Genomic DNA, 24923 nt, shown 5'->3' on the forward strand with positions numbered 1-24923 from the left:
AACTTAGTTGTGCTAAATACAAACATACAAATAGGATGAAAAGAATTAAATTGTTATTGCTGCTGCCGGTTCTGATGATGGTACTGCTGTTTTCTGCCATGAATTACAAACCCAAAAAGGTGATCTTTTTTGGGGATTCCATTACTCAGGCAGGTGTGAAGCCCGGTGGCTACGTTGATCTGATAAAAAAGGATCTGGACCCGGCAAAGTACGAAGTAATTGGAGCGGGCATTGGCGGAAATAAGGTGTACGACCTGTACCTGAGGATGGAAGAGGACGTGTTGAATAAAAAACCAGACCTGGTGGTGATCTATATAGGGGTAAACGATGTATGGCATAAGCTGCAGCATAGAACGGGAACTGACTATCCAAAGTTCATTCAGTTTTACCAGGCCCTGATCAATAAGATGCAGGCTAAGGGAATAAAAGTTGTGCTTTGTACGCCAGCGGTAATTGGAGAGAAAAAAGCAGGGGCCAACGAAATGGATGCGGAACTGGATAAATATGCTGGTGCAATAAGGGAGCTGGCAGCTAAAAACAACCTGCCAATGGCTGATCTGAGGAAAATATTTACAGGTTATGACCAGGAAAACAATCCGGAAAATGCAGAGAAAGGCATTTTAACAACAGATGGGGTGCATTTAAATGAAAAAGGCAACCGTACACTGGCAGACACTTTGCTGCCACTTATAAAATAATAAATTAAAATTGCTGAAGGCAAGGTAAAGCAGGATAGGGAAAAGTAGAAATGATTAACCAGGATACCATAAACAAGATAATGGACACCGCCAGGATTGAAGAGGTGGTGGGCGATTTTGTTGCGTTAAAAAAGAGGGGTACCAGTTTAATCGGGAATTGTCCGTTCCACAATGAGAAAACCCCATCTTTTAATGTTTCGGTAACTAAAGGGATTTATAAGTGTTTCGGTTGTGGTAAGGGTGGAGATGCGGTCCATTTTATTATGGACCATGAGAAGTATTCCTATCCGGAAGCACTGAAATACCTGGCCCAGAAGTACAATATTGAAGTTGAGGAGACGGTACAGTCGCCCCAGAACATTGAGGCCCAGAATGCCCGTGAAAGTCTGTACATTGTATCAGAATACGCGGCTGGTTATTTTGCGAACGAACTTTGGACCGGCAATGATGGCCGTGCCATAGGCTTAAGTTATTTTAAGGAGCGGGGCTTCAGGGAAGATATCCTAAAGAAATTTCAGCTGGGTTACTCGCCCGATGTATGGGATGCGCTGATCCAGAATGCAGTAGGTGCCGGGCATAAAGAAGAATACCTGGAAAAAACCGGGCTTGCGATCAGGAATGATAAGGGTAAGCTGTACGACCGTTTCAGAGGGCGTGTGATGTTCCCGATCCACAACTTTACCGGCAGGGTAATCGGTTTTGGTGGAAGGACATTAAAGACGGATAAAAATGTTCCTAAATATGTAAACTCTCCGGAGAGTGACATTTACCATAAGTCCAACGTGCTTTATGGTTTGTACCATGCCAAAAAAGCGATCAGGGATCAGGATAACTGCTATCTGGTAGAAGGTTATGCAGATGTGCTGGCCGTGCACCAGGCAGGAATTGAGAATGTGGTGGCTTCTTCCGGTACTTCTTTAACCACGGAACAGATCCGGCTGATCGGACGGTTTACAGAAAATGTAACGATTTTGTATGATGGGGATGCTGCCGGCATCAAAGCTTCGCTGCGCGGACTGGATATGATCCTGGAAGAGGGGCTGAACGTGAAAGTGGTACTTTTTCCGGATGGGCACGATCCGGACTCGTACATGCACCATGTAGGCTCCGGAGAATTTAAGCAGTATATAGAAGGTAACCGCAGGGACTTTATTTTATATAAAGCTACGATTTTACTGAAAGAAGCCGGTACCGACCCCATAAAAAGGGCTGGGATTATCAGGGACATTATAGAGAGTATTGCGAAGATACCAGATGACATTAAGGCCGCTGTATTTATACGTGAATGCAGTAGCTTATTGCAGGTTGAAGAAAGGATCTTGCTTTCAGAGCTCAATAAAATGAGAGCGGCAAAGCTTAAGAAAGCTTCAGGAGGCAGCTCAAGTCCGCAATCACAATCTTTTCAGCAGCACCAGCAGGCACAGCAGCATGCAGAGGGGCCACCTGATAATCTTTTTGAAAATCCGGGCCCTTATGAAGATCCGGGTCCGGAAACTGCAGCAAGCAATGATCTCATTCAGGAACAGGAAATCGTTCGACTGCTGCTGGCTTATGGGCATGAACTGGTAAACTGGGACGGCATAGACAATATGTACATTGGTTCGTTCATTATACAGAACCTGACAGACGTGGTATTTGAAGACCAGCTTTGCAGCGGCATCATAGAGAATTACAGGGAAGAAATCGAGAACGGGCATTTGCCTGTTGCCAGCCAGTTTATCAAAAGTCCGGACCGTAATATTGCTGAACTGGCGATTACACTATCCACATCCCCTTATATATTAAGTGAGAACTGGGAAAATAAGCATAACATTTATGTAAGGGACGAGACCGTAAACCTGAAGGCAACGATTTTGGGCGGCTTGTTTCACCTGAAAAAAACGAAAATTGCCGGTATCCTTTCGGCAATTTCCAAAGAAATAAAAACAGAAACAGATCCGGTGAACCTGGAAATCCTGATGCAAAGGTTTGTATTGATGAAGGGCGTTGAGCGTGAGATTTCCAAGCACCTGGGCATCACAATTTTAAAATAGATGGCTACACATAACGACCTGGGCTGGCGTGGAGAACAAATTGCCGTTGAATACCTGGAAAACCTGGGTTACCGTATTTTAAACAGAAACTGGAAATGTGCCAGAGCGGAGGTAGATGTGATTGCAGATCAGGAAGGAAAGCTCATTTTTGTAGAAGTAAAGACCCGGAGCTCTACAGATTATGGCCAGCCTGAAGAATTTGTAAGTTATAAAAAGGAACGGCAGCTGGAGTTTGCTTCATCAGCTTATATTGAAATGAGGAACCATCAGGGAGAGATTCGTTTTGATATTATTGCAATTGTTTTTGAAAATAAAGACATTTATAAAATTAATCATATAGAAGATGCATTTTGGCCAAGTTAAAAATACCATAGGCAGGGCGGCACTGCCGTTTTGTTTGCTGTTTAGTTTATTGTTTGTGATCGCCTGTAAGGACAGCGCAACTGTACCGGGAATTGCGTTTAAATTTCCTGAGCAGGGCCAGTCGTTCGGACTTGGCGAGGACGTAAAGATTGGACTGGATGTTCCTGAAGGGACAACTATCACCTCTGCTACCTATTTGCTGGACGGCAAAGCAGTGGCCACAAAGCCCAATGGCGAAGCGGTTTCTGTAAATACCAAGGGGCTTTCATTAGGCTACAAGCTGATTACAGCAGTAGTGGACAATGGCAGTAAAAAAGATACGCTGACGATTAATATAGAACTTAAATCGGCCCTGAAGCCTGAACTGTATGGTTACCAGGTGGTAAAGACCTTGCCGCATGATACTTCGGCCTATACCCAGGGCCTGGAATATCATAATGGCCGGTTTCTGGAAAGTACAGGTCAGGAGCAGCATTCGACCTTACGCTGGGTTGATGTTGCATCAGGAAAAGTATTACAGCAGATCAAACTGGAAGACCAGTACTTTGGTGAAGGCTCGAGTCTGGTTGGGGATAAAGTGGTCATGCTGACCTGGCAAAATAAGCTGGGTTTGATATTTGATGCAAAATCATTTAAACAATTGTCTACTTTCCCTTATCAGTCCAGCATGGAGGGGTGGGGCTTGTGTTTTGATGGAATTCAGCTGATCAAATCAGATGGCACGAATAGACTCTGGTTCCTGAATAAAGATACCTATAAGGAAGAACGTTCGATAGAAGTTTATGACAACAATGGCCCTGTAGATTCGTTGAACGAGCTGGAATACATAGATGGTAAGATCTATGCGAACGTGTATACCAAGAATATCATTGTAGTGATTGATCCTGAATCAGGAGTAATTGAAAAACAGATTGATTTTTCAGGTCTGCTGCCTGCAGATTATTTTAAAACCGATGACGAGCGGGGGAACAATGTGCTGAACGGAATTGCCTGGGACAAGGCAGGTAAACGCTTGTTTGTGACGGGGAAAAAATGGCCACATCTGTTTGAGGTGAAGCTGGTTCCTAAGAAATAAGTATAAAAAAAGCCCTGCCAACCGGCAGGGCTTTTTTTATACTTATTTCTTTTTCTCTTTAGGCTCAGTAAGGTAGCCGTTAAAAGATATGGGCTGCCTGTTGTTGCTGTTCACGCTCAGGGTTGCATAACCGTTCTGGGAGACATTCAGAACCATTGACTGTGTGTCTTTAGCGTCTTTTGGAGTAATGGTAATGACCCAGGATCCTTTTTTCTTCTTGTCGGCCTTATATTTAAAATCTTTGGATTTAAATTTAATGCCCGAATCGTCGGGGTTCATGGATGCGGTATAAGCTCTGCCATAGTAAGGCAGGTAAGCTTCTATACTGTCTTTGGTTACAACCAGCTGGTATTGTGAGCCGGTAAGCTGTATCATCCCCGAGCCATTTCCGCCGGGCATTCTGCTCATTACCCTGTTCACATCGGCATTGGCCATTGGCATGGCAGAACTTGCGTTAAATACATAGTGCTGCGCATTGATGATCTTAATCGTTGTTTCCTTATCGGTTTGTGCATATAGCTGCGTTGTAATCAGTAGGGCGGCAAATGCCAGCATGTTTTTAATTGTTTTCATCAGCGTATCATTTTAGTTTTTTAACTATTTTAATGTTATGATGCGAACATCAGCTGTTTTCCATAAACAACATACCTAAAGATAAGAAAATCAAGGGATAATTTCTTTACCTCCAGCTTTTATATTGATTGATCAGTCCGTTTGTTGAGCCATCATGTGAGGCTACTTCATTATCATTGTCCAGTTCAGGCAATATGCTCTTGGCCAGTTGTTTGCCCAATTCTACACCCCACTGGTCGAAGCTAAAGATATTCCAGATGATACCCTGTACAAATATCTTGTGTTCGTATAGGGCAATGAGGCTACCCAGACTAAAAGGTGTAACCTTTTTCAGCAGAATAGAGTTGGTTGGCCTGTTTCCTTCAAACACTTTAAAGGGAGCCAGTTTTTCAATTTCTTCGGCTGTTTTACCTTCTTTTTTAAGCTCTGCAACAACTTCCTCCTTGGTTTTACCATTCATTAAAGCTTCGGTTTGTGCGAAGAAATTGGATAAAAGAATCGGATGGTGGTTGCCAATGGGGTTTAAGCTTTGTGCCGGTGCAATAAAGTCGCATGGGATAATTCGGGTACCCTGGTGGATGAGCTGGTAAAATGCATGCTGGCCGTTGGTGCCGGGTTCGCCCCAGATGACCGGACCTGTTTCGTAGGTCACATCATGACCGTTACGGTCTACATGTTTGCCATTGCTTTCCATATCGCCCTGCTGGAAATAAGCCGCAAAGCGGTGCATATACTGGTCGTAAGGCAAAATGGCCTGGGTTTCTGCATCAAAGAAATTGATGTACCATATCCCTATTAAAGCCAGTATAACAGGAATGTTGATCTCGAATTCAGCATTTTCGAAATGTTCATCGGCTGCATGCGCACCTGCCAGGAGCTGTTTAAAATTGTCGTAACCCACACTCAGTGCGATAGGGAGTCCGATGGCGCTCCATAAAGAGTACCTGCCGCCTACCCAGTCCCAAAACTCAAACATGTTATCGGTGTCGATACCGAAAGCAGAAACGTCTTTGGCGTTGGTAGATAAGGCGGCGAAGTGTTTGGCAATGTCTTCTTTTTTAGCGCCATTTGCCAGAAACCAGTCGCGCGCTGTATTGGCATTGGTCATGGTTTCCTGGGTAGTAAAAGTTTTGGAGGCGATGAGGAACAATGTAGTTTCCGGATCAACCTTTTTAAGTGTTTCTGCAATGTGAGTGCCGTCGATATTGGAAACGAAATGCATGTTCAGGTGGTTCTTGTAGGCGCGCAGTGCTTCTGTAACCATTACCGGCCCCAGGTCTGAACCGCCTATGCCAATATTGACCACATCGGTAATGGCCTTTCCGGTATATCCTTTCCAGCTACCTGAAATAATCTGGTTGCTGAATTTTTCCATTTTATCGAGCACAGCATAGACTTCAGGCATCACATCTTTGCCATTTACCAGGATCTCTTTGTTGCGCTGATTGCGCAAAGCAATGTGGAGTACCGGCCGGCCTTCTGTCTGGTTGATCTCTTCACCGCTGAACATGGCCTTAATGGCTTCATCAAGTTTACATTCGCGGGCCAGCTGGATGAGCAGCGCAAGGGTGGTGTCATCAATCCTGTTTTTGGAATAATCGACAAGGATCTCCTCAAATAAAAGAGAAAACTTCTCAAAGCGGGATTCATCTTCAGCAAAAAGTTCTTTCAGGTTTTTTTTATTGATGTCGATGAAGTGATCGGCAAGGTATTTATACGCAGAGGTTTCGGTAAAATTTATTGTAGGAAGCATAATAATAATGTTATATTTATTCAGCGATACAAGATAGTAAAACCTTTAAAAAAACACCTATGTTAGAAAATTTAAATCAACTCGTAAAAGAAAACGTTCAGGACGCTATTGTGAACAATAGTGCAGTGCCTGACGAACAAAATGAAGCCGCTATCAGTGCAGCTTCGGGGTCCATAATTGATGCACTTAAACAACAATTATCTTCAGGGAATATTGGCAGTTTGGTGGATGCATTTAAGGGGGGGAATGCAGAGGGGAGTGCTGTTGCCCAGGAGGCTACATCTGGCTTTTCTGATAAACTGGCTGCAATGGGTATCAATATGGATACAGCAAAAAGCATAGCCGCATCTGTTATTCCTTCAATTGTAGGTAAATTTGTGAACAAGACAAATGATCCGGGCGATAGTTCTTTCAATATCCAGGATGTAATTTCGAAGGTCTCAGGGCCGGATGGGAAATTTGACCTTTCGGATGTGACCAGAATGTTTACAGAAAAGACAGATGTAAACGGAGATGGTAAGGATGATGGTATTATTGATAAATTAAAGGGACTTTTTAGCTAGGGTAACAGCATATTTTTTTTAAAAAAGGCTATTTAATGTTATTAAGTGGCCTTTTGTATTTTGTACTTATGGATACTTGTATAAAATAATTAAGTTTGTGCTTATGACAAAAGAACAAATTCAGGATTTAAGGGACAGAGTAGCGTCGCTGAGGAGGTACCTTTGACGTCGAGAACCGATTAGAAGATATACGTATTGAGCAGGAGCTTACCCTGCAGCCAAATTTTTGGGATGACCCGAAAAAGGCGGAGCAGCATATAGCAGAAATCAATTCAAAAAAGGTATGGACTGATGCCTGGCAGCAGGCAAACAGTTTGCTGGAGGATACACTGGTGCTTTTTGACTTTTTGCAGAGCGGAGACGCAACGGAGGAAGAAATGCAGGAACAGTACGATGCTTGTTTGAAAGCGATAGAAGACCTCGAGCTCAAAAATATGCTGAAGAGCAAGGAGGACCAGTTGCCTGCGGTGATGCAGATCACTGCCGGAGCAGGCGGAACGGAGAGTTGCGACTGGGCTTACATGCTGATGCGGATGTACATGATGTGGGGCGAAAAGAACGGCTATAAAATTACGGAACAGGATTACCAGGAAGGTGAGATTGCCGGTGTCAAATCGGTTACGCTACAGTTTTCGGGCGATTTTGCCTATGGCTATTTAAAAGGAGAGAATGGTGTACACCGGCTGGTGAGGATTTCCCCATTTGATTCGAATGCCAGGAGACATACTTCTTTTGCTTCGGTGTATGTTTATCCTTTAGTGGATGATACGATAGAAATAGAAGTGAAAGACTCGGAGATTGAGTTTGAGACCTTCAGGTCTGGCGGGGCAGGCGGACAGAACGTAAACAAAGTGGAGACTGCTGTACGGCTGTACCATAAGCCATCGGGGATCATCATAAAAAACCAGGAGTCCAGGTCACAGTTACAAAACAAGGAAAATGCCATCCGTTTATTGAAATCGCAGCTTTACGAAGCGGAAATGCGTAAGCGGATGGAAGCGACAGCGTTAATAGAGGGAAATAAGAAGAAAATAGAATGGGGATCGCAGATCAGGAGCTATGTGCTGGATGACAGGAGGGTAAAAGATCACCGGACAAATTTCCAGTCTTCCAATCCACAGGCAGTTTTGGACGGGGAGCTGAACGACTTTTTGAAAGCATATTTAATGGAATTTTAAAATGAAATATTTAAGTGGATTATTCATGACAGTATTGATGTCGGCCGGAAGCCTGATGGCCCAGGAAGTATTACCAGTTTATCCGGGCGCTGTTCCTGGTGCAAAACCTACACCTGCTACTTACCAGGAAACTACGGTAATGCGTGAAGGGCGGGGCGCAAGCATTACAAAAGTTTCGGTACCTACGCTTACGGTATACCGGGCGGCTAAAGAAAAAGCAAATGGCACGGCGGTGATTATTTGTCCGGGTGGTGGGTATTCGGGACTGGCCATAGGCCATGAGGGTTATCCGGTTGCAGAACGGTTTGCGGCAATTGGCGTAACGGCTTTTGTGCTGAAATACCGTTTGCCAAGCGATGAGATTATGACCGACCGCTCTGTTGGACCTTTGCAGGATGTAGAGCAGGCGATATACCATGTAAGGAAGGATGCTGCAAAATGGGGGATTAACCCGGCGAAGATAGGCGTTATGGGCTTTTCGGCAGGTGGGCACCTGGCCTCGAGCTTAACGGTACATTATAAAGACCTGAAAATTGAAAATAAAGAAGGGTTGAGCTTACGTCCGGACTTTTCTGTTTTAATATATCCGGTAATTTCATTTACAGAATCGGAGCATAAAGGTTCTGCCCAGAACCTGGCAGGTACTGATGCGAAGCTGCGTGAGTATTTTTCTAATGACAAATATGTAAATGCAGAAACCCCGCCTACATTTTTAATCCATGCCAACGACGATAAGACGGTTCCGGTGCAGAACAGCATTTTGTTTAACCAGGCTTTGGTGAAGGCCAATGTAAAAGCGGAAATGCATATTTATCAGGCAGGCGGACATGGTTTTGGCCTGAACAACAAGACTACGGCAGAAGATTGGTTTAAAACCCTTGAAAACTGGATGCGGGGCAATAAGTTTTTATAGGTTATCGCTGCTCAGGATATTCTGCAGTTGTTTTAATTCTTCTACTTTTTCTGCAGAACCAAGGTTTTCGTAGGCAGATACCAGGTTGCGTATAATCCGCCTGATGATCTCTACATTGCTGCAGGGGGCGTAAAAGCCGGGCAAGGGCTCAAGATTAAGCTGACGCAGGAACTGGTCTACATCATGCTTGCCAAAAATGGCACCCTTATTAAAGGCATTGATATAAAAAAGCACGCCAAATTCATGTTCTTCGCGTTTGCTTTCGTCGATATAACCCAATATAAAGTGTTGGGGCAGGTTTACACCATAAACCGGGATGTCGAGTTTTTGGGCAAGTGTGGCATAAATAATAGCCAGCGAGATCTGGTTGCCTTTTTTGCTTTCGAGTACCTGGCTGATATAGGAGTTTTGGGGGTCGTGATGGTTTTTGGTGTTTCCGCTGAAGCCATATACACTGTAAAACACATGGTTAATAAGTTTGATCTTTTCAATTGAACTCATTTCATATTGGAGGCCCAGCCAGATTTCCCTTTTGATCTCTTCTATCTGCAGAATAACTTTTTGTTCGTCCAGATCAGGATACTGGTAGCGGTTAATGACCATTGCACCCTGTAAAAGATCGAAAGCCCCGCTCTGGTACCATAGGTTAAGGTCTTCTTTTACACTGCGAAACTGGATTTTGTGTACAATGTTTTCTATGCGTTCCTGTAGGAGGGTATCTAAAGAATGTTCCCATTCGTTTTCCAAATAATCGACTACCTCGGTTCCATACTCCAGCAGGCGTTTTTCAACATGCTCGTAAATTTCCAGATCAGGATCATCCAGTAATTTGACCAGTGCGCTTATTTCTTTACTATTTTCCATTAAACATGCAAATTTGAATGCCTATTTTTGCGGCTATGGTTTTTAATTTTATCAGTGATTATTTAAAGCACCGTTTTACTGCCAAAAGCAGACATGGTACCCATTCCCCATTTGTATACAAACTTACTGATGAGGTAATTTACGATTTTAAGTCCAAAACTGATTACAAAAGTATTGAAGCGCAGCGAAAAAAACTTTTCAATGACGGTTCATTGATCACAGTGACCGATTTGGGGGCGGGTTCCCATCTGAACAAGAACAGGACGAAGAAGGTAAAACAGATTGCTAAAAATGCATTGAAGCGTCCGCGGCTGGCCCAGCTGATCTATCGTTTGGCTAAAGACGTTAAGCCTGCCAGCGTTATAGAATTGGGTACCTGCCTGGGTATAACCACTGCATATTTAAGTAGGGCTTGTCCCGATGCAGCGCTGATCACGATTGAAGGTTGCCCGGAGACAGCTAAAGTAGCCTATCGTAATTTTCAGGAACTGGGACTGGATAATGTAGAACTGCTGGTAGGGAATTTTGATACTTTACTGCCAGGTGTAATTGCCGGGCAGCAAAAGCTGGATTTCGTTTACATAGACGGCAACCATAGAAAAGAGGCTACATTAAATTATTTCAGCTGGTGTTTGCCTAAAGTTCATGAAGGTTCGTTGCTTATCTTTGACGACATCTATTGGAGCAAGGGTATGAAGGAAGCCTGGGAAGAGATAAAAAACCATCCCGATGTTACAGTAACTATAGATTTGTTTTGGATAGGGTTGGTTTACTTTAGGAAGGGCCAGGTTAAAGAGCATTTTAAAATTAAGTTTTAAAAAGCAGCTATCCGGGCGAAGCCTTAAAAGGCCTCTGCCAGGCTGATGTAAAATCCGGTCTGGCGTTTTTCGTTAGGGCGTTTCTCACCGATTCCATAATCAAGGCGCACACTAAGACCTTTTTCGGGGTCAAAGAAATAGCGGCCACCTGCACCATAGGAAGGTTTAAAGTTTCTGACTTCGAAACCCCCGTTTTCAAATACCTGTCCGCCGCCACCAAAAACTACTGCACCAAAGCGGTTGTTGTACCGGTACCTGAGTTCGGCCTGTGCGGCCAGGAGGTTCCTGTCGCGGTAACGGCCGGTATAATAACCCCGCATCATTTCGTCGTTACCCATTTGTGGCAATAAGTAGAAAGGCGTGTTTTTACCCTGGATGGTATGAAAAAGTCCGTTTACACCGATCACAAATTTTGGGGAGAGCGACCAGAAACTGCGGACATTAGCTTTAATGAGGCTGCCGGTAAAATTTTCTTTGCCCCAAAAATCCGGTGCGTATTGAAAAGAAACTTTTGCCGTCATCCCTTTTGTGGTGTAATTGTTAGAATTCCTGGTATCATAGGTTTGGGAAATGCCTGCATAAACTACAGAGCCGCCTGTTTTGTGCAGGATAGCCTGATCGGTGGTAAATATACCGCCGACCTCTTTATCGGTAAAATGATAATTTTCAAATCCGAGGGAAAAGCCGGTATACATTGCCGGCCAAAACCTTTTTTCGGCTTCCAGAACCACCTTTACAAAACCCTGTACCAGCCTGTCTTTATTTGCTTCATCTGTTTCGTTACCTATGCCATAAAAATTAAAGGGCATCTGTTTGAAGCGGATTTCTGAAATGTAATGATGTGTATTATTTTTGGTCCAGATATCGCCTTTTAAGGATACATTATACTGGCCTTTGGTAGATGCTGACACTACACCTGAGAAATTGGAGCTGCGATTGCTGAGGTCCTTTCTGTCTAAATAAGTAGAATAAAGGAGGCCGGCACCAAATTCAACACCTATTTCCTGGCTGTACCTGAAAATTGGTACAGGCATAAAGCTGGGCCTTCTTGAAGAGTCTGTTTTATTGGATAAATAACGTTCTATCAGTTTTTTTTGTGCGAATGCATTTGCAGTGATCAGTACAAAAAGGGTACAAATTGAAAGTTTCTTCATCGGCCTAAAATAGGGGAAAGGATTTAATTACCGGTGTCTTTATCAACTTTAAGGCCAAATGGCTTTAAATAATAATATTTATCTATTTTTGCGGCTACAAAATTAGATCAAGATGAGTACAACAAGAGGACCGATATCTCAGTTTATGGAGCGCAATTATCTCCATTTTAATGCGGCAGCCATGATGGATGCAGCAAAAGGATATGAAACACATTTGGATGAGGGTGGTAAAATGATGATTACCCTTGCAGGGGCGATGAGCACGGCGGAGCTGGGTATTTCGCTGGCAGAAATGATCCGTCAGGATAAAGTTTCGATCATTTCATGCACCGGGGCCAACCTTGAAGAGGACATCATGAACCTTGTTGCACATTCACATTATAAGCGCGTGCCGAATTACCGCGACCTGAGTCCGCAGGACGAGTGGGACCTGTTGGAAAACCATTACAACCGGGTTACGGATACCTGTATTCCTGAAGAAGAAGCTTTTCGCAGGCTACAAAAACACATTTATAAGATCTGGAAAGATGCAGATGCTGCCGGTGAACGGTACTTTCCCCATGAGTTTATGTATAAAATGTTGTTGAGCGGCGACCTGGAGCAATATTATGAAATTGATCCTAAAAATTCATGGATGCTGGCTGCAGCAGAAAAAAACCTGCCTATTGTAGTACCGGGTTGGGAAGATTCGACGATGGGAAATATTTTTGCTTCGTACACCATGAAAGGGGAAATTAAGGCGACCACAATGAAAAGTGGTATTGAATATATGGGCTGGCTGGCCAACTGGTATATTGCGAACAGTGCGGGTAAAGGAATAGGCTTTTTTCAGATTGGTGGTGGTATAGCAGGTGATTTTCCGATCTGTGTTGTGCCTATGCTTTATCAGGATATGGAAATGGAGAACATTCCTTTCTGGAGTTATTTCTGCCAGATCTCGGATTCGACTACTTCTTATGGATCTTATTCAGGAGCAGTGCCGAACGAGAAGATTACCTGGGGTAAGCTGGACATCCACACCCCTAAATTTATTGTAGAATCGGATGCTACAATAGTGGCACCACTGATATTTGCATGGATATTAAAAATGTAATTTAAAATAACAAATCCGGCGGAAAGATGTTGCCGGGAGAAGGTCACTAATTTTTATAAAAAATTGGTGATTTTCTTTGTTTAAAGCATTAAAATGACATTATTTAGATTGATTATAAATTGTATTTACTGTCATTTCTTTGTCATTGGTACGTTAATAAATTTTACTTTTGTGGACGTTTTGGTGAAGGACTCAAGTTTAAACATCAATTACGTTTATAAAGTTTTTTAAAAAATAGCATAAAATACTCATTATGAGGGATATCTCATTGATCATTAGAAGAGTTTGGAAGTCGGCGTTCATGTTTACGGCTCTATCTGTTTTAATCGTTTCTGCAACACAAGCGCAAGATGTAGTGGAGGGAAGAAAAATATTTAAAGATAAATGTGCTTCTTGTCACCAATTAGACCGCAACAGTACAGGCCCTGCTTTAACACCTAAGCTGAATGAGCTGGATGAAGCCTTTGCCATTAAATGGATCAGGAACTGGAAAGCCCTGGTTGACGCTGGTGATAAAACTGCGATTGAGGCTGCGAAGTTCTCTCCGGCAGAAATGACCACTTTCCCAACTTTGACTGATGAGCAGATCAAAAGTGTGATTGCCTATGCAAAAGCAGGCGAGCCTAAAAAAGCAGAAGATCCAAATGCAGCGAAGGCCAGTGCGGGTTCCGATGAGGTTTCTAACTTCTCTATTGCAGGTATTGCTTTAATTATCCTGATCTCTATAGCCGTATTGGTTGTTTTAGGCCGTGCAGTGAAAATGCTGGAGCGTTTAATTCTTCAGAAACAAGGTGTTGAAATTGTTGAAGAAGACAATGTTTCCTTCAGCGTGGGTGTCCGCAGGTTGTTTAAAAACAAAAAATTCATTTTGTTCTTTATCCTGTGCATTGTTATTGCCTTAGGTTCATTTGGATGGATGGGGATGTGGAATACCGGTGTGCATACCGGGTACCAGCCGGTTCAGCCGATCAAGTTCTCTCATGAGCTGCATGCCGGGGTGAACCAGATTGACTGTCAGTATTGCCACGCAGGTGCATTTAAATCTAAGAATGCAACAATTCCTTCGGTGAATGTTTGTATGAACTGTCACAAATCAGTACAGGCTACTGAAAAATATAACGGGGAGATCTCTCCTGAGATCCAAAAGATCTATACAGCTATTGGTTATGACCCAAGTACACTGACTTACGACAAATCGAAAGAAAAACCAGTAGAGTGGGTTCGTGTACACAACTTGCCTGACTTTGCTTATTTCAACCACTCACAACACGTTGTGGTTGGTGAGGAAGCGATAAGAAAAGAAAAAGGTTTACAGCCAAATGAGCCGGTATGTTTTGCTTGTCACGGACCGGTTGACACGATGGAAGAGATTTACCAGTATTCTCCGCTGACGATGAAATGGTGTATCAACTGCCATAAAGATGCTGAGATCTCGGGTAAAGACAATGCTTTCTATACCAAAGTGATTGAAGCCCATGAGAAAATCAAAAAAGGGGAAAAAATTACGCCTGCATTGTTAGGTGGATTAGAGTGTGGTAAGTGCCACTATTAATAGAGTTTAATAACAAAGAACGTTCGATAACAGTAATATAGCTTAAATGGAAAGCAATAAAAAATACTGGAAAGGCTTAGAAGAGTATAACAACACTCCGGATTTTGTTGAAAACAACAAAAACGAATTTGCTGAGCCCCTTCCAATAGAAGATGTTTTAAATGAAGCAGGGTTAAGTACAGTAACTCCACGCCGCGACTTTTTAAAGGCTTTAGGCTTTGGGTTAGGTGCGGTAACACTTGCAGCTTGTCAGACCGCCCCTGTTCATAAGGCAATTCCTTATGTGATTAAACCTGAAGAGGTTGTGCCGGGTATCCCTAACTATTATGTGTCAAGTTTTAACGGGCAGCCTGTACTGGTAAAAACCAGGGAAGGAAGACCTATTAAAATAGAGGCAAATCCTAATGCAGGTGTATTTAACTGTGGAACTGATGCACAGGCACAGGCTTCTGTACTGGATCTGTATGATGTATCTAAACTAAAATCGCCTTTATTAAAAGAGAACGAAACTACCTGGGCAAAAGTAGATGAGTTTGTAAAAGGAGAATTAAATAAAGCACAGGCTTCGGGTAAAAAGATCAGGATTGTTTCTTCTTCTGTAAACAGTCCGTCTACCAAGGCTGTTATTGCTGATTTTGCTGCTGCTTATCCGAATACGAAACATGTACAGTACGATGCAGTTTCTTATACAGGTATCATTAAAGCGAATGAAAGTACTTTTGGTAAAGCAGTTGTTCCAAAATATAAATTTGATAAAGCTGATCTGATCGTAAGTTTTGGGGCAGACTTTTTAGGTACCTGGATCAGTGGAGAGGAATTTACGGCCCAGTATGTATCCAACAGGAACCATACTTCGTTGAAAAACGGTAAAATGTCGCGCCACTTCCAGTTTGAGGCAGGGATGAGCCTGACAGGTACCAATGCAGATACCAGGGTTCCGGTAAAATTATCGGAAGAGGGACCTGCACTGATTACCTTATACAATGCAATTACAGGGAGTAATTTAGCAGGAGCAGCGCTTCCTAACAATGTTACTGCCGATAAGGCGCTTAAATTAGTTGCGAAAGAATTACTGCAAAATAAAGGAAAAGCACTGGTTGTTTCCGGTTCGAATGATATATCTACCCAGATTCTGGTAAATGCGATCAATTCGGCAATCGGCAGCTACGGTACCACTATCGATCTGGATAATCCGAATAAGCGTTATGCAGGTAATGATGCCGAATTTGCTGAGTTCATTAATGAAATGAACAAGGGCGAGATTGCTGCGGTATTTTTCCTGGACAGCAATCCTGTTTATGATGTAGCAAATAGCAAAGCGTTTACTGAGGCTTTGGCTAAGGTTGCTTTAAAAGTATCTTTCTCTGACCGTAAAGATGAGACTTCAACTTTATGTGATGTGATTGCGATCAATCATAATTACCTGGAAGCATGGGGTGATGCCAATATATACGAAGGATACTATTCTATCGTACAGCCTACAATTAACCCGGTATTTAACTCGCGCCAGGCAGAAGAAAGCTTGTTAACCTGGTCTGATGCCCCTGTTAAAGAATACTATCAATATGTACGCAATAACTGGGAAAAAAACATACTGCCTACTTTTGGTAAAGGATGGAAAGAGGTATTGCAAGCAGGTGTGTTTGCTGCTGCAGAGAAACCTGCAGGTGCATATAGCGTAGGTTTATCGCTTGATGCAGCCGCTGCAGCTATCGTAAATAACAGTAAGGCACTGGCTAAGAACAAAGTAGAGTTACAGGTATACGAAAGTATCCCGATGCGTGACGGTAAACATGCAAATAATGCATTTTTACAGGAATTGCCAGATCCGGTTTCTAAAGTAACCTGGGACAATTACATTGCCCTGGCACCTAAATATGCTGAAAAGCTGGGTTATAAAGAGTTTGACATTGTTACTGTAAAAGGTGAAAATGGTTATACAATTGAATTGCCTGTGCTGATCCAGCCCGGACAAGCTATGGGTACTGCATCTATTGCTTTAGGCTATGGACGTACTAAGGTGGGTAAGGCTGGTGATAACGTTGGAAAAAATGCTTTCCCGTTTGTAAGCCTGGTTAACGGGACTTCAAAGTACACCACCACGGTAGAGCTTTCGGGAACGGGAAGAAGAGAAGAGCTTGCACAAACACAAACGCACTATTCTTTTGAAGGCAGGAATGTAATCCGCGAGGCTACATTTGCAGAATATAAAAAGAATCCGGCAGCTGGTTCAGGTAATGACCACGCTAAACATAAAACTTACGATTTATGGGATAAATACGAGAAACCAGGCAACAACTGGGTGATGGCAATCGATCTGAATGCTTGTACAGGTTGTGGTTCTTGTATTGTTGCCTGTAACGTAGAAAATAACATTCCGGTTGTAGGCAAAGACGAAGTACGCAGACGCAGGGAAATGCACTGGATCCGTATTGACCGTTACTACAGCTTCAACCAGGAAGGTGATGCCCATGCGGAGCATGCAGCACCTGGTCATGGTAATGGTATTAATGCCGTAACTAAAGAAAAAGAGATTGCGCACCTGGACGAGAACCAGATGAACAATGTTTCTGTTGTACATCAGCCGATGCTTTGTCAGCATTGCGACCATGCACCATGTGAAACAGTTTGTCCGGTACTGGCAACGGTACACTCATCGGATGGTTTGAACCACATGGCTTATAACCGTTGCGTAGGTACCCGTTACTGTGCAAACAACTGTCCATATAAAGTACGTCGTTTCAACTGGTTCAACTACTGGAACGATTCACGTTTTGACAATTACCTGAACAATGAATTTACACAGCTGGTGCTTAACCCTGATGTAACTACACGTTCAAGAGGTGTGATGGAAAAATGTTCGATGTGTATCCAGCGTATCCAGGCTGGTAAACTGCAGGCCAAAATTGAAAAACGTCCGTTGAAAGATGGCGACATCAAAATGGCATGTCAGCAGGCTTGTTCGGCAAATGCCATCATATTTGGTGATTCCAATGATCCGGAATCGGAAGTTTCCAAAGCATTACGTAGTGAGCGCATTTACTATGTTTTAGAGGAGATCAACGTTCAGCCGGGAATCGGTTATATGACGAAAATTAGAAATACAGATACAACAGTACAAGCGTGAGAGCGCGTAAGCTGATATTAAAAGAAATATAAATTATGTCAGGACATAACGAATCAATATTAAGAGAACCATTAATCACCGGCAAGGATATCACGTATGCAAAGATTACGGATGATATTTTAATGCCGGTTGAGAACAAGCCAAACAGGGCATGGTGGATAGGATTTACCGTAGCACTTTGCGGAGCCTTACTATGGGTGGTAGCTGTGAGCTATACCTTCTGGTTTGGTATAGGTGCCTGGGGATTAAATAAAACAGTTGGATGGGCATGGGACATCACCGGCTTCGTATGGTGGGTAGGTATTGGTCACGCAGGAACGCTGATCTCTGCAGTACTGTTGCTTTTCCGTCAGAACTGGCGTAACTCCATTAACCGTTCGGCAGAGGCGATGACGATCTTCGCCGTTATTTGTGCCGCAACCTATGTAGTTTCCCACATGGGAAGGCCATGGCTGGCTTACTGGGTATTGCCATTACCAAATCAGTTCGGTTCATTATGGGTTAACTTTAACTCTCCGCTGGTTTGGGATATGTTTGCGATCTCTACTTACTTCTCGGTATCACTGTTGTTCTGGTATACAGGTTTACTGCCTGATATCGCGACGATCCGTGACCGTGCAACAGGCGTAAAGAGAAAAGTTTATTCTATATTGTCATTTGGATGGGCAGGAAACGTAAAGACATGGCAACGCTTTGAGGCTGTATCTTTGATTCTGGCCGGTATTTCTACACCACTGGTACTTTCGGTACACACGATTGTATCGATGGACTTTGCAACCTCGGTAATCCCGGGATGGCATACTACGATCTTCCCTCCATATTTTGTGGCCGGGGCGATCTTCTCCGGATTTGCTATGGTACTGACGCTGTTACTGGTAGCACGTAAAGTATTGGGCCTGGAGAACTACATCACCATGTTCCACATTGAGTCGATGAACAAGATCATCATCTTAACGGGATCTATTGTAGGTGTGGCTTATTTAACAGAGTTCTTTATTGCCTGGTATTCAGGTTCAGAATATGAACAATATGCATTCATCAACCGTTCGACCGGTCCTTACTGGTGGGCATACTGGATGATGATGACCTGTAACGTGATCTCTCCGCAGTTGTTATGGTTTAAAAAGATCCGTACCAGCATCCCGGCTACCTGGATTTTGTCTATTGTAGTAAACATCGGTATGTGGTTTGAGCGTTTTGTAATTATCGTGACTTCATTACACCGTGATTATATCCCTTCAAGCTGGGCCATGTTCTATCCGTCGTGGGTAGATGTGAGTGTCTTTGTAGGATCGATAGGAGTATTCTTTACCTTGTTCTTATTGTTCCTGCGGGTTTTACCTTCAATTGCAATTGCAGAGGTTAAATTGCTGCTGAAGAGTGCAAGTGAGCAGGCTAAACTGGAGCAGATTAAAGGTGGACATTTAGATAAAGAACATGTATCGGAATACGTGGAGTCTTTAGAAAAATTTGATAGTGTTAAACAAGAAGAATACGCAAAAATATAACAATGAATAATATCAAATATATTTTAGGCAGTTTTGGTGATCCTGATGAAATGATGCATGGCATCGAAAAGCTGCAGGAAAACAACATTAAGATACATGATGTTTATACACCAATGCCTATACACGGCATAGAAGCTAAATTAGGGGTTAAACGTTCAAGGCTAGATATTGCTGCATTCTTTTTTGGAATAACAGGAACCTGTACCATGCTTACGTTTGTATATTTTGCAGCTGCTTACGACTGGCCGATCAATATTGGTGGTAAGCCACATTTTGCCCTGCCGGATTTTATTCCGATTACATTTGAGCTAACCATATTATTTTGTGCTTTTGGTTTGGTAGGCTCTTACTACGCATCGACACATTTATTTCCTGGAAGAGCACCGAGGGTGATGGATTTAAGGGCAACTGATGACAGGTTCATCATTGCGATTGATGCAAAAGAAAATACCGAGCACAGTAAGATAGATGATTTATTAAAGCAAGCGGGTGCTTTGGAAGTAAAGCATAATGAAAGGAAGTATGTTAGCTATGAATAAGAATAAAGTAGTTTTAGCCTCATTTTGTATTCTTGCAGGTGCTGTTATGTTCACAGCATGTAAGGATAAAAGAAGTACAGGTTTAGAATACGCCAGAAACATGTATGATCCGATTGCGCTTAATCCGGACCAGCCAGTTTCTACTACGAATGACTATTTAAAAAGTTTTAAAGGTCAGACTGCCCAGACGCCACCGGCAAATACTACTCCGGTAGGGTTTGATCGGTATGATGACTACCCGAATACCAAGGAAGGTTATGAAGCGGCCGGAGCCAATCTGGTTAATCCTCTTCCTGCGACAGCAGCAAATCTGGAATCAGGTAAACACTATTTCAAAGTATTTTGTTCTCCATGTCATGGTGAGCAGGGCGATGGACAAGGTCACCTGGTTAAAATTGAAAAGTTCAATGGTGTTCCTTCTTATCATGGTGATGCAGCTTCTTCACGTGGCGGTCTGATGAAAGATTTAACAGCAGGAAAAATTTATCATACAATTGAGTATGGTTTAAATAATATGGGATCACATGCCTCTCAGCTATCTCCTGAAGAAAGGTGGAAAGTAGTGATGTATGTTCAACAATTACAAAAAATACAATAGAAAAGCACAATATAAATGGGAACTCACAATTATAATTTAACTGAGCAGTTTGAGTTTACAGGTAAAGCCAAAACTTTAAGCATCGTTGCTATTGTAATAGGTATAGCAGCTATAGGTTATGGTTTTTCGGCAGAGGCGCTTCATGAGCGTACTTTTGCCAACTTGTTGCTGATGGCTTATTACTTTGCATGTGTATGCATGTCGGGAGCATTTTTCCTGGCTGTTCAATTTGTAGCACAGGCGGGTTGGTCTGCTTCTATACTACGTGTACCTCAGGCCATGGCCAGAGTTTTACCTATAGCCGTAATCATCTTATTGGTGGTAATGGGCTTAGGTTTATATACACATAATTTGTACCATCACTGGCATGCTGATGGATTAACAGATGTCAATAGTCCGAACTATGATAAACTGATTGACGGTAAGTCGGCTTTCTTAAACGTGCCTTTCTTTATGGCGCGCCAGGTGATCTTCCTGGGGGTTTATTCGATATTTGCCATGTTGCTATCCAAGTTATCTGCAAACGAAGATCTGGAAGGCGGTTTGAATGCTTACAGAAAAAGCTTCAAATATTCATGTATTTTCCTGGTAATTTATGGATTTACTACACCAATATTTGCTTTTGATACCGTAATGTCTTTAGAGGCACACTGGTTCTCGACCATGTTTGGCTGGTACAATTTTGCTGCCATGTGGGTAAGCAGTCTGGCTACCATAGCGATCATTATCATCCTGTTGAGAAAAGCAGGTTATATGAGCTGGGTAAACAACAGTCACCTGCACAATTTAGGACAGTTTATATTCGGTTTCTCTATTTTCTGGACCTATGTATGGTTTGCACAGTTCCTGTTGATTTACTATGCCAACATGCCTGAAGAGACTGTGTATTTTTACAAAAGGTTTGAGCACTATGAGTTCTGGTTTTACCTGAACCTGATCCTGAACTTTTTAGCGCCTGTATTGCTGTTGATGGATAGGGACAATAAAAGACAGGAGAATATTTTACTTACCGTATCGATAGTTGTTTTATGCGGTCACTGGGTTGATTATTATCAGATGATTATGCCAGGAACAGTGGAAGAACACCATGGGTTTGGTATAATAGAAGTGGGTACTGCAATAGGTTTTGTAGGTTTGTTTACTTTTACTGTTTTAAATGCGTTGAGTAAGAAACCATTGATTGCAAAGAACCATCCGTTTTTACAAGAGAGTTTAAATCATCACTTGTAGCAGGCGGCTTTATAGCGTATAATAAATAATAGTATAAATAGAAGTACATCGTTACTACTTTTAAGGAAATGAGTTTAAGAAAATTTATAAGTAACAAAACAATAGCGGCACTGGCAGTAATCATGACTGCATTTGCAAATACCAGCGCATTTGCCCAGGCTGCAGCTGCTGAGACCGCTAAGAAGCCCGTAGATATGGGACCGGTTTATAAATCGGCAATATTTTATGCCATGGCCTTCCTGCTGCTATGTTTATTCATAGCTATTATCGGAAAGGCATTAAAGGTATATGAGTTGACCAGAGCGGCTCAGGATAAACCTAAAGGCATCAACTGGAATGCAGTTAACGGAGTACTTTTTGCATTGTTCCTGATTGTAGGTTTATATGGTGTATATTGGGAATATACGGTTCATGGCAATATGATCCTCCCTGATGCAGCATCAGAACATGGTGAGAAGATTGATCAGATGTTTAACATTACGCTGATCCTTACCACCATCGTTTTTATCGCTACACATATTCTTTTATTTGGTTTTGCTTATATCTACAAACACAGTGGTAAAAGAAAAGCTTACTATTATCCACACAACAATACTTTAGAACGTGTATGGACAATTATTCCTGCACTGGTATTAACAGTACTGGTATTGATGGGCTTCCTTACCTGGAGATCAATCTTTTATAAGATTGAAGATCCGAACAACAAGCCCATCAGTATTGAGATTACTTCTTCACAGTTTGCATGGGCGATCCGTTATCCGGGAGCAGATGGAATTGTTGGTTTAAAGAACTACAAGCTGATCAATTCTATCAATGCATTGGGTATTGACTTTAAAGATAAGAACAACCTTGATGATCAGTCGGCCGATGAAATGGTAATTCCTGTGAATAAACCAGTTCGTTTAATCCTGACGAGTAAGGACGTGATCCACAGTTTTTACATGCCGCATTTCAGGGTTCAGTTGAACACTGTTCCGGGTATGACCTCATATTTTGAGTTTACGCCAACCATTACTACAGAAGAAATGAAGGCTAAGACCAATGACCCGACTTTCAAATATTTGTTCTTATGTAACAAGATTTGTGGTGATGGTCACTATAAAATGCAAAAGGAAGTTAAGGTGGTTTCTATGGCTGAATATGAGGCATGGGTGAAAAAACAACCTGCTTATTTAACTGACGATTTGAGGAAAGAATTTAACCTGCCCGTAGCAGCACCTGTTACTGCACCGGCAGATACAGCAGCAAAGGATACATCTGCAGTTAAAACCAATCAATTAGCTTTAAAAAATTAATAATACTGGAATAGCACATTATGTCAACTATATCATTACACGATACACATAACCACGATAACCATGATGATCATGGGCATCACAAAGAGACCTTCTTAACGAAGTATGTCTTTAGTCAGGATCATAAAATGATTGCCAAGCAGTTCCTGATAACGGGTATTATTATGGCTGTTATTGCGATGGGCCTTTCGATTCTGTTCCGTTTGCAACTGGCCTGGCCTGATAAAGACTTCCCTATTCTGGAGACTTTCTTAGGAAAATGGGCTGAGGGTGGACGTATTAAACCCGACTTTTATCTTGCATTGGTTACCATACATGGTACCATTATGGTATTCTTTGTACTGACAGCAGGATTAAGTGGTACTTTCAGTAATTTATTAATTCCGCTTCAGATTGGTGCAAGGGATATGGCCTCGCCCTTCCTGAACATGCTTTCTTACTGGTTCTTCTTCATGGCCTGTGTGATCATGATGAGTTCATTCTTTATACAAACCGGACCAGCGAGTGCCGGATGGACAGTTTATCCGCCATTATCTGCCTTGCCAACTGCGATTAGCGGCTCAGGTTTAGGGATGACACTCTGGTTGATCAGTATGGTGCTTTTTGTGGCTTCATCTTTAATGGGTGGTATCAATTATGTAAGTACGATATTGAACATGCGTACCAAGGGGATGGACCTTTGGAAAATGCCTCTGACGATCTGGGCATTCTTCCTGACAGCTGTGCTGGGTATTTTATCTTTCCCTGTATTGGTTGCGGGTGTGGTTTTATTGATCTTCGACAGGAGTTTCGGTACCAGTTTCTACCTTTCTGATATCGTTATGGGTACGCAGATCCTTCCCAATGAAGGGGGATCACCAATTTTATGGCAGCATTTGTTCTGGTTCCTGGGGCACCCTGAGGTATACATCGTAATTATGCCGGCCATGGGATTGTCTTCAGAGATCATGTCTGTAAATGCAAGAAAACCAATTTTTGGTTACCATGCGATGATCTATTCCCTGATCGGTATTACCATCTTATCATTTATCGTATGGGGACACCATATGTTTGTAACGGGAATGAATCCGCTGCTTGGTGGTGTATTTATGATCACTACACTGATCATTGCAGTGCCGTCGGCAGTGAAGACCTTTAACTGGCTGGCCACCTTATGGAGGGGTAACATCAGGTTTACACCTGCCATGTTGTTTGCCATTGGTATGGTTTCTTTCTTTATTTCAGGTGGTTTAACAGGTATTTTCCTGGGTAATGCTTCCCTGGATATCAACCTTCACGATACTTATTTTGTTGTGGCCCACTTCCACCTGGTAATGGGATCAGCAGCTATCTTTGGTATGCTTGCGGGTGTGTATCATTATTTCCCTAAGATGTTTGGAAGGATGATGAGCAAAAAATTAGGTTATCTGCATTTCTGGATTACTTTTGCCTGTGCTTACCTGGTATTCTTCCCATTGCACTTTTTAGGATTGGATGGGGTTCCGCGTCGTTATTATGCATTTACTGAGTTTGAATTTATGCACAAATGGGTTACAGTGAACATTTTGGTGACCTGGTCGGCCATTATCGCTGCACTGGCTCAGGTAGCTTTCTTATTTAACTTCTTCTATTCTATCTTTAAAGGTAAAGTAGCTACCCAGAATCCTTGGGGAGCAAATACTTTAGAGTGGACTACCCCGGTGGAGCGTCTGCATGGTAACTGGCCAGGAGAGATCCCAACAGTTTACCGCTGGCCTTACGATTATAGCAAGCCAGGAGCGGAGGAAGACTTTATTCCTCAAACTGTTCCTTTCTCGCAAACAATGAACTCAAATATGCCGCATGATTTTGAAGGCAACAGCGAGTCGGAACGCATACAAAGGGAATGGGAAGCAAAGAACACTCCTGAAGATGCGCCAAAATTAGATTAATACGTAGTATCTATATACAATGGGGTATCTGCAGTAGGTAAATACTTACAACAGGTACCTCATTTTTTTTTAATCAGACACATACC

21 protein-coding genes are annotated in these 24923 nt (G+C 42.5%); 17 read left to right on the forward strand and 4 right to left on the reverse strand.

Going from position 1 to position 24923, the window contains the following annotated elements:
• Nucleotides 1-35: 35 nt before the first annotated feature.
• The 4 genes from PHEP_RS01375 to PHEP_RS01390 are packed head-to-tail and all read left to right on the forward strand — an operon-like array spanning nt 36 to nt 4169.
• Nucleotides 36-698, forward strand: coding sequence for an SGNH/GDSL hydrolase family protein (locus PHEP_RS01375; RefSeq protein WP_012780453.1), 663 nt, complete (start codon nt 36-38; stop codon nt 696-698).
• A 50-nt stretch (nt 699-748) separates the two neighbouring features.
• Nucleotides 749-2731, forward strand: coding sequence for a DNA primase (dnaG, locus tag PHEP_RS01380; protein WP_012780454.1), 1983 nt, complete (start codon nt 749-751; stop codon nt 2729-2731).
• Nucleotides 2732-3094 (forward strand): YraN family protein, encoded by a 363-nt coding sequence (locus tag PHEP_RS01385; RefSeq protein ID WP_012780455.1) that lies wholly within the window; start codon nt 2732-2734, stop codon nt 3092-3094.
• Nucleotides 3075-4169 (forward strand): glutaminyl-peptide cyclotransferase, encoded by a 1095-nt coding sequence (locus tag PHEP_RS01390; protein ID WP_012780456.1) that lies wholly within the window; start codon nt 3075-3077, stop codon nt 4167-4169. The genes PHEP_RS01385 and PHEP_RS01390 overlap by 20 nt, the downstream gene beginning before the upstream one ends.
• Before the next feature lie 42 nt (nt 4170-4211).
• On the opposite strand, the gene PHEP_RS01395 is transcribed toward PHEP_RS01390, so the two are convergent.
• Nucleotides 4212-4742 (reverse strand): DUF4251 domain-containing protein, encoded by a 531-nt coding sequence (locus PHEP_RS01395; protein ID WP_012780457.1) that lies wholly within the window; start codon nt 4740-4742, stop codon nt 4212-4214.
• Between the two features lie 106 nt (nt 4743-4848).
• Entirely contained in the window at nt 4849-6495 is a 1647-nt protein-coding gene (pgi, locus tag PHEP_RS01400; protein WP_012780458.1) for a glucose-6-phosphate isomerase, read from the reverse strand.
• Nucleotides 6496-6554: 59 nt separating this feature from the next.
• On the opposite strand from pgi, the gene PHEP_RS01405 reads away from it, so the two are divergent.
• The 3 genes from PHEP_RS01405 (at nt 6555) to PHEP_RS01415 (ending at nt 9149) form a co-directional block, all read left to right on the forward strand.
• Nucleotides 6555-7058, forward strand: coding sequence for a hypothetical protein (locus PHEP_RS01405; RefSeq protein WP_012780459.1), 504 nt, complete (start codon nt 6555-6557; stop codon nt 7056-7058).
• A 103-nt stretch (nt 7059-7161) separates the two neighbouring features.
• Nucleotides 7162-8236 (forward strand): peptide chain release factor 2 gene (gene prfB, locus PHEP_RS01410; RefSeq protein ID WP_012780460.1). Its coding sequence is split into 2 segments (ribosomal slippage): nt 7162-7221 and nt 7223-8236, totalling 1074 coding nucleotides; the frame shifts between segments, so codons are not numbered across the junction.
• A gap of 1 nt (nt 8237) precedes the next feature.
• The gene (locus PHEP_RS01415) at nt 8238-9149 is read left to right on the forward strand and encodes an alpha/beta hydrolase (protein ID WP_012780461.1); all 912 of its coding nucleotides are present in this window, start codon (nt 8238-8240) and stop codon (nt 9147-9149) included.
• Here the strand turns inward: PHEP_RS01415 and PHEP_RS01420 are convergent.
• Nucleotides 9144-10013, reverse strand: a complete 870-nt coding sequence (locus PHEP_RS01420; RefSeq protein ID WP_012780462.1) for a transglutaminase-like domain-containing protein — start codon at nt 10011-10013, stop codon at nt 9144-9146. The genes PHEP_RS01415 and PHEP_RS01420 overlap by 6 nt on opposite strands.
• A gap of 17 nt (nt 10014-10030) precedes the next feature.
• Here PHEP_RS01420 and PHEP_RS01425 point away from each other — a divergent pair, with 17 nt between their 5' ends.
• Nucleotides 10031-10831 carry an O-methyltransferase gene (locus PHEP_RS01425; protein WP_012780463.1) on the forward strand — a complete coding sequence of 267 codons (801 nt, stop codon included), beginning with the start codon at nt 10031-10033 and terminating at the stop codon, nt 10829-10831.
• Between the two features lie 23 nt (nt 10832-10854).
• Here the strand turns inward: PHEP_RS01425 and PHEP_RS01430 are convergent, their stop codons facing one another.
• On the reverse strand, nt 10855-11985 hold the full coding sequence (locus tag PHEP_RS01430; RefSeq protein ID WP_012780464.1) for a BamA/TamA family outer membrane protein: 1131 nt from the start codon (nt 11983-11985) through the stop codon (nt 10855-10857).
• 112 nt (nt 11986-12097) lie between these two features.
• Between PHEP_RS01430 and PHEP_RS01435 the strand changes: the two genes are divergently transcribed.
• From PHEP_RS01435 to PHEP_RS01475, 9 genes are all read left to right on the forward strand, one after another.
• Complete coding sequence (locus PHEP_RS01435) at nt 12098-13078, forward strand: deoxyhypusine synthase family protein (RefSeq protein ID WP_012780465.1); 981 nt, start codon at nt 12098-12100, stop codon at nt 13076-13078.
• 253 nt (nt 13079-13331) lie between these two features.
• Complete coding sequence (locus tag PHEP_RS01440) at nt 13332-14630, forward strand: c-type cytochrome (RefSeq protein WP_036675085.1); 1299 nt, start codon at nt 13332-13334, stop codon at nt 14628-14630.
• A 46-nt stretch (nt 14631-14676) separates the two neighbouring features.
• Nucleotides 14677-17757 carry a TAT-variant-translocated molybdopterin oxidoreductase gene (locus tag PHEP_RS01445; protein WP_012780467.1) on the forward strand — a complete coding sequence of 1027 codons (3081 nt, stop codon included), beginning with the start codon at nt 14677-14679 and terminating at the stop codon, nt 17755-17757.
• A 35-nt stretch (nt 17758-17792) separates the two neighbouring features.
• Nucleotides 17793-19265, forward strand: a complete 1473-nt coding sequence (gene nrfD, locus PHEP_RS01450; RefSeq protein WP_012780468.1) for an NrfD/PsrC family molybdoenzyme membrane anchor subunit — start codon at nt 17793-17795, stop codon at nt 19263-19265.
• A 2-nt stretch (nt 19266-19267) separates the two neighbouring features.
• Nucleotides 19268-19804 carry a DUF3341 domain-containing protein gene (locus tag PHEP_RS01455; protein ID WP_012780469.1) on the forward strand — a complete coding sequence of 179 codons (537 nt, stop codon included), beginning with the start codon at nt 19268-19270 and terminating at the stop codon, nt 19802-19804.
• Nucleotides 19788-20402: a c-type cytochrome gene (locus PHEP_RS01460; protein ID WP_012780470.1), complete on the forward strand. Its 615-nt coding sequence runs from the start codon at nt 19788-19790 to the stop codon at nt 20400-20402. Before PHEP_RS01455 ends, PHEP_RS01460 begins: the two co-directional genes overlap by 17 nt.
• Before the next feature lie 15 nt (nt 20403-20417).
• Nucleotides 20418-21632 carry a hypothetical protein gene (locus PHEP_RS01465; RefSeq protein ID WP_012780471.1) on the forward strand — a complete coding sequence of 405 codons (1215 nt, stop codon included), beginning with the start codon at nt 20418-20420 and terminating at the stop codon, nt 21630-21632.
• Between the two features lie 68 nt (nt 21633-21700).
• The gene (locus PHEP_RS01470) at nt 21701-22927 is read left to right on the forward strand and encodes a cytochrome c oxidase subunit II (protein WP_012780472.1); all 1227 of its coding nucleotides are present in this window, start codon (nt 21701-21703) and stop codon (nt 22925-22927) included.
• Nucleotides 22928-22947: 20 nt separating this feature from the next.
• Entirely contained in the window at nt 22948-24837 is a 1890-nt protein-coding gene (locus PHEP_RS01475) for a cytochrome c oxidase subunit I (RefSeq protein ID WP_012780473.1), read from the forward strand.
• Nucleotides 24838-24923: the final 86 nt, after the last annotated feature.

Origin of the sequence: Pedobacter heparinus DSM 2366, from assembly GCF_000023825.1 — a bacterium.
Lineage (GTDB): Bacteria > Bacteroidota > Bacteroidia > Sphingobacteriales > Sphingobacteriaceae > Pedobacter > Pedobacter heparinus.

Coding starts and splice junctions, on each gene's coding strand:
- PHEP_RS01415 (WP_012780461.1), top strand. CDS start 8,238: ATGAAATATTTAAGTGGATTATTCATGACAGTATTGATGTCGGCCGGA.
- PHEP_RS01460 (WP_012780470.1), top strand. CDS start 19,788: ATGTTAGCTATGAATAAGAATAAAGTAGTTTTAGCCTCATTTTGTATT.
- PHEP_RS01465 (WP_012780471.1), top strand. CDS start 20,418: ATGGGAACTCACAATTATAATTTAACTGAGCAGTTTGAGTTTACAGGT.
- pgi (WP_012780458.1), bottom strand. CDS start 6,495: ATGCTTCCTACAATAAATTTTACCGAAACCTCTGCGTATAAATACCTT.
- PHEP_RS01385 (WP_012780455.1), top strand. CDS start 2,732: ATGGCTACACATAACGACCTGGGCTGGCGTGGAGAACAAATTGCCGTT.
- PHEP_RS01430 (WP_012780464.1), bottom strand. CDS start 11,985: ATGAAGAAACTTTCAATTTGTACCCTTTTTGTACTGATCACTGCAAAT.
- PHEP_RS01420 (WP_012780462.1), bottom strand. CDS start 10,013: ATGGAAAATAGTAAAGAAATAAGCGCACTGGTCAAATTACTGGATGAT.
- PHEP_RS01405 (WP_012780459.1), top strand. CDS start 6,555: ATGTTAGAAAATTTAAATCAACTCGTAAAAGAAAACGTTCAGGACGCT.
- nrfD (WP_012780468.1), top strand. CDS start 17,793: ATGTCAGGACATAACGAATCAATATTAAGAGAACCATTAATCACCGGC.
- PHEP_RS01470 (WP_012780472.1), top strand. CDS start 21,701: ATGAGTTTAAGAAAATTTATAAGTAACAAAACAATAGCGGCACTGGCA.
- PHEP_RS01445 (WP_012780467.1), top strand. CDS start 14,677: ATGGAAAGCAATAAAAAATACTGGAAAGGCTTAGAAGAGTATAACAAC.
- PHEP_RS01475 (WP_012780473.1), top strand. CDS start 22,948: ATGTCAACTATATCATTACACGATACACATAACCACGATAACCATGAT.
- dnaG (WP_012780454.1), top strand. CDS start 749: ATGATTAACCAGGATACCATAAACAAGATAATGGACACCGCCAGGATT.
- PHEP_RS01440 (WP_036675085.1), top strand. CDS start 13,332: ATGAGGGATATCTCATTGATCATTAGAAGAGTTTGGAAGTCGGCGTTC.
- PHEP_RS01425 (WP_012780463.1), top strand. CDS start 10,031: ATGCCTATTTTTGCGGCTATGGTTTTTAATTTTATCAGTGATTATTTA.
- PHEP_RS01375 (WP_012780453.1), top strand. CDS start 36: ATGAAAAGAATTAAATTGTTATTGCTGCTGCCGGTTCTGATGATGGTA.
- PHEP_RS01435 (WP_012780465.1), top strand. CDS start 12,098: ATGAGTACAACAAGAGGACCGATATCTCAGTTTATGGAGCGCAATTAT.
- PHEP_RS01455 (WP_012780469.1), top strand. CDS start 19,268: ATGAATAATATCAAATATATTTTAGGCAGTTTTGGTGATCCTGATGAA.
- PHEP_RS01395 (WP_012780457.1), bottom strand. CDS start 4,742: ATGAAAACAATTAAAAACATGCTGGCATTTGCCGCCCTACTGATTACA.
- PHEP_RS01390 (WP_012780456.1), top strand. CDS start 3,075: ATGCATTTTGGCCAAGTTAAAAATACCATAGGCAGGGCGGCACTGCCG.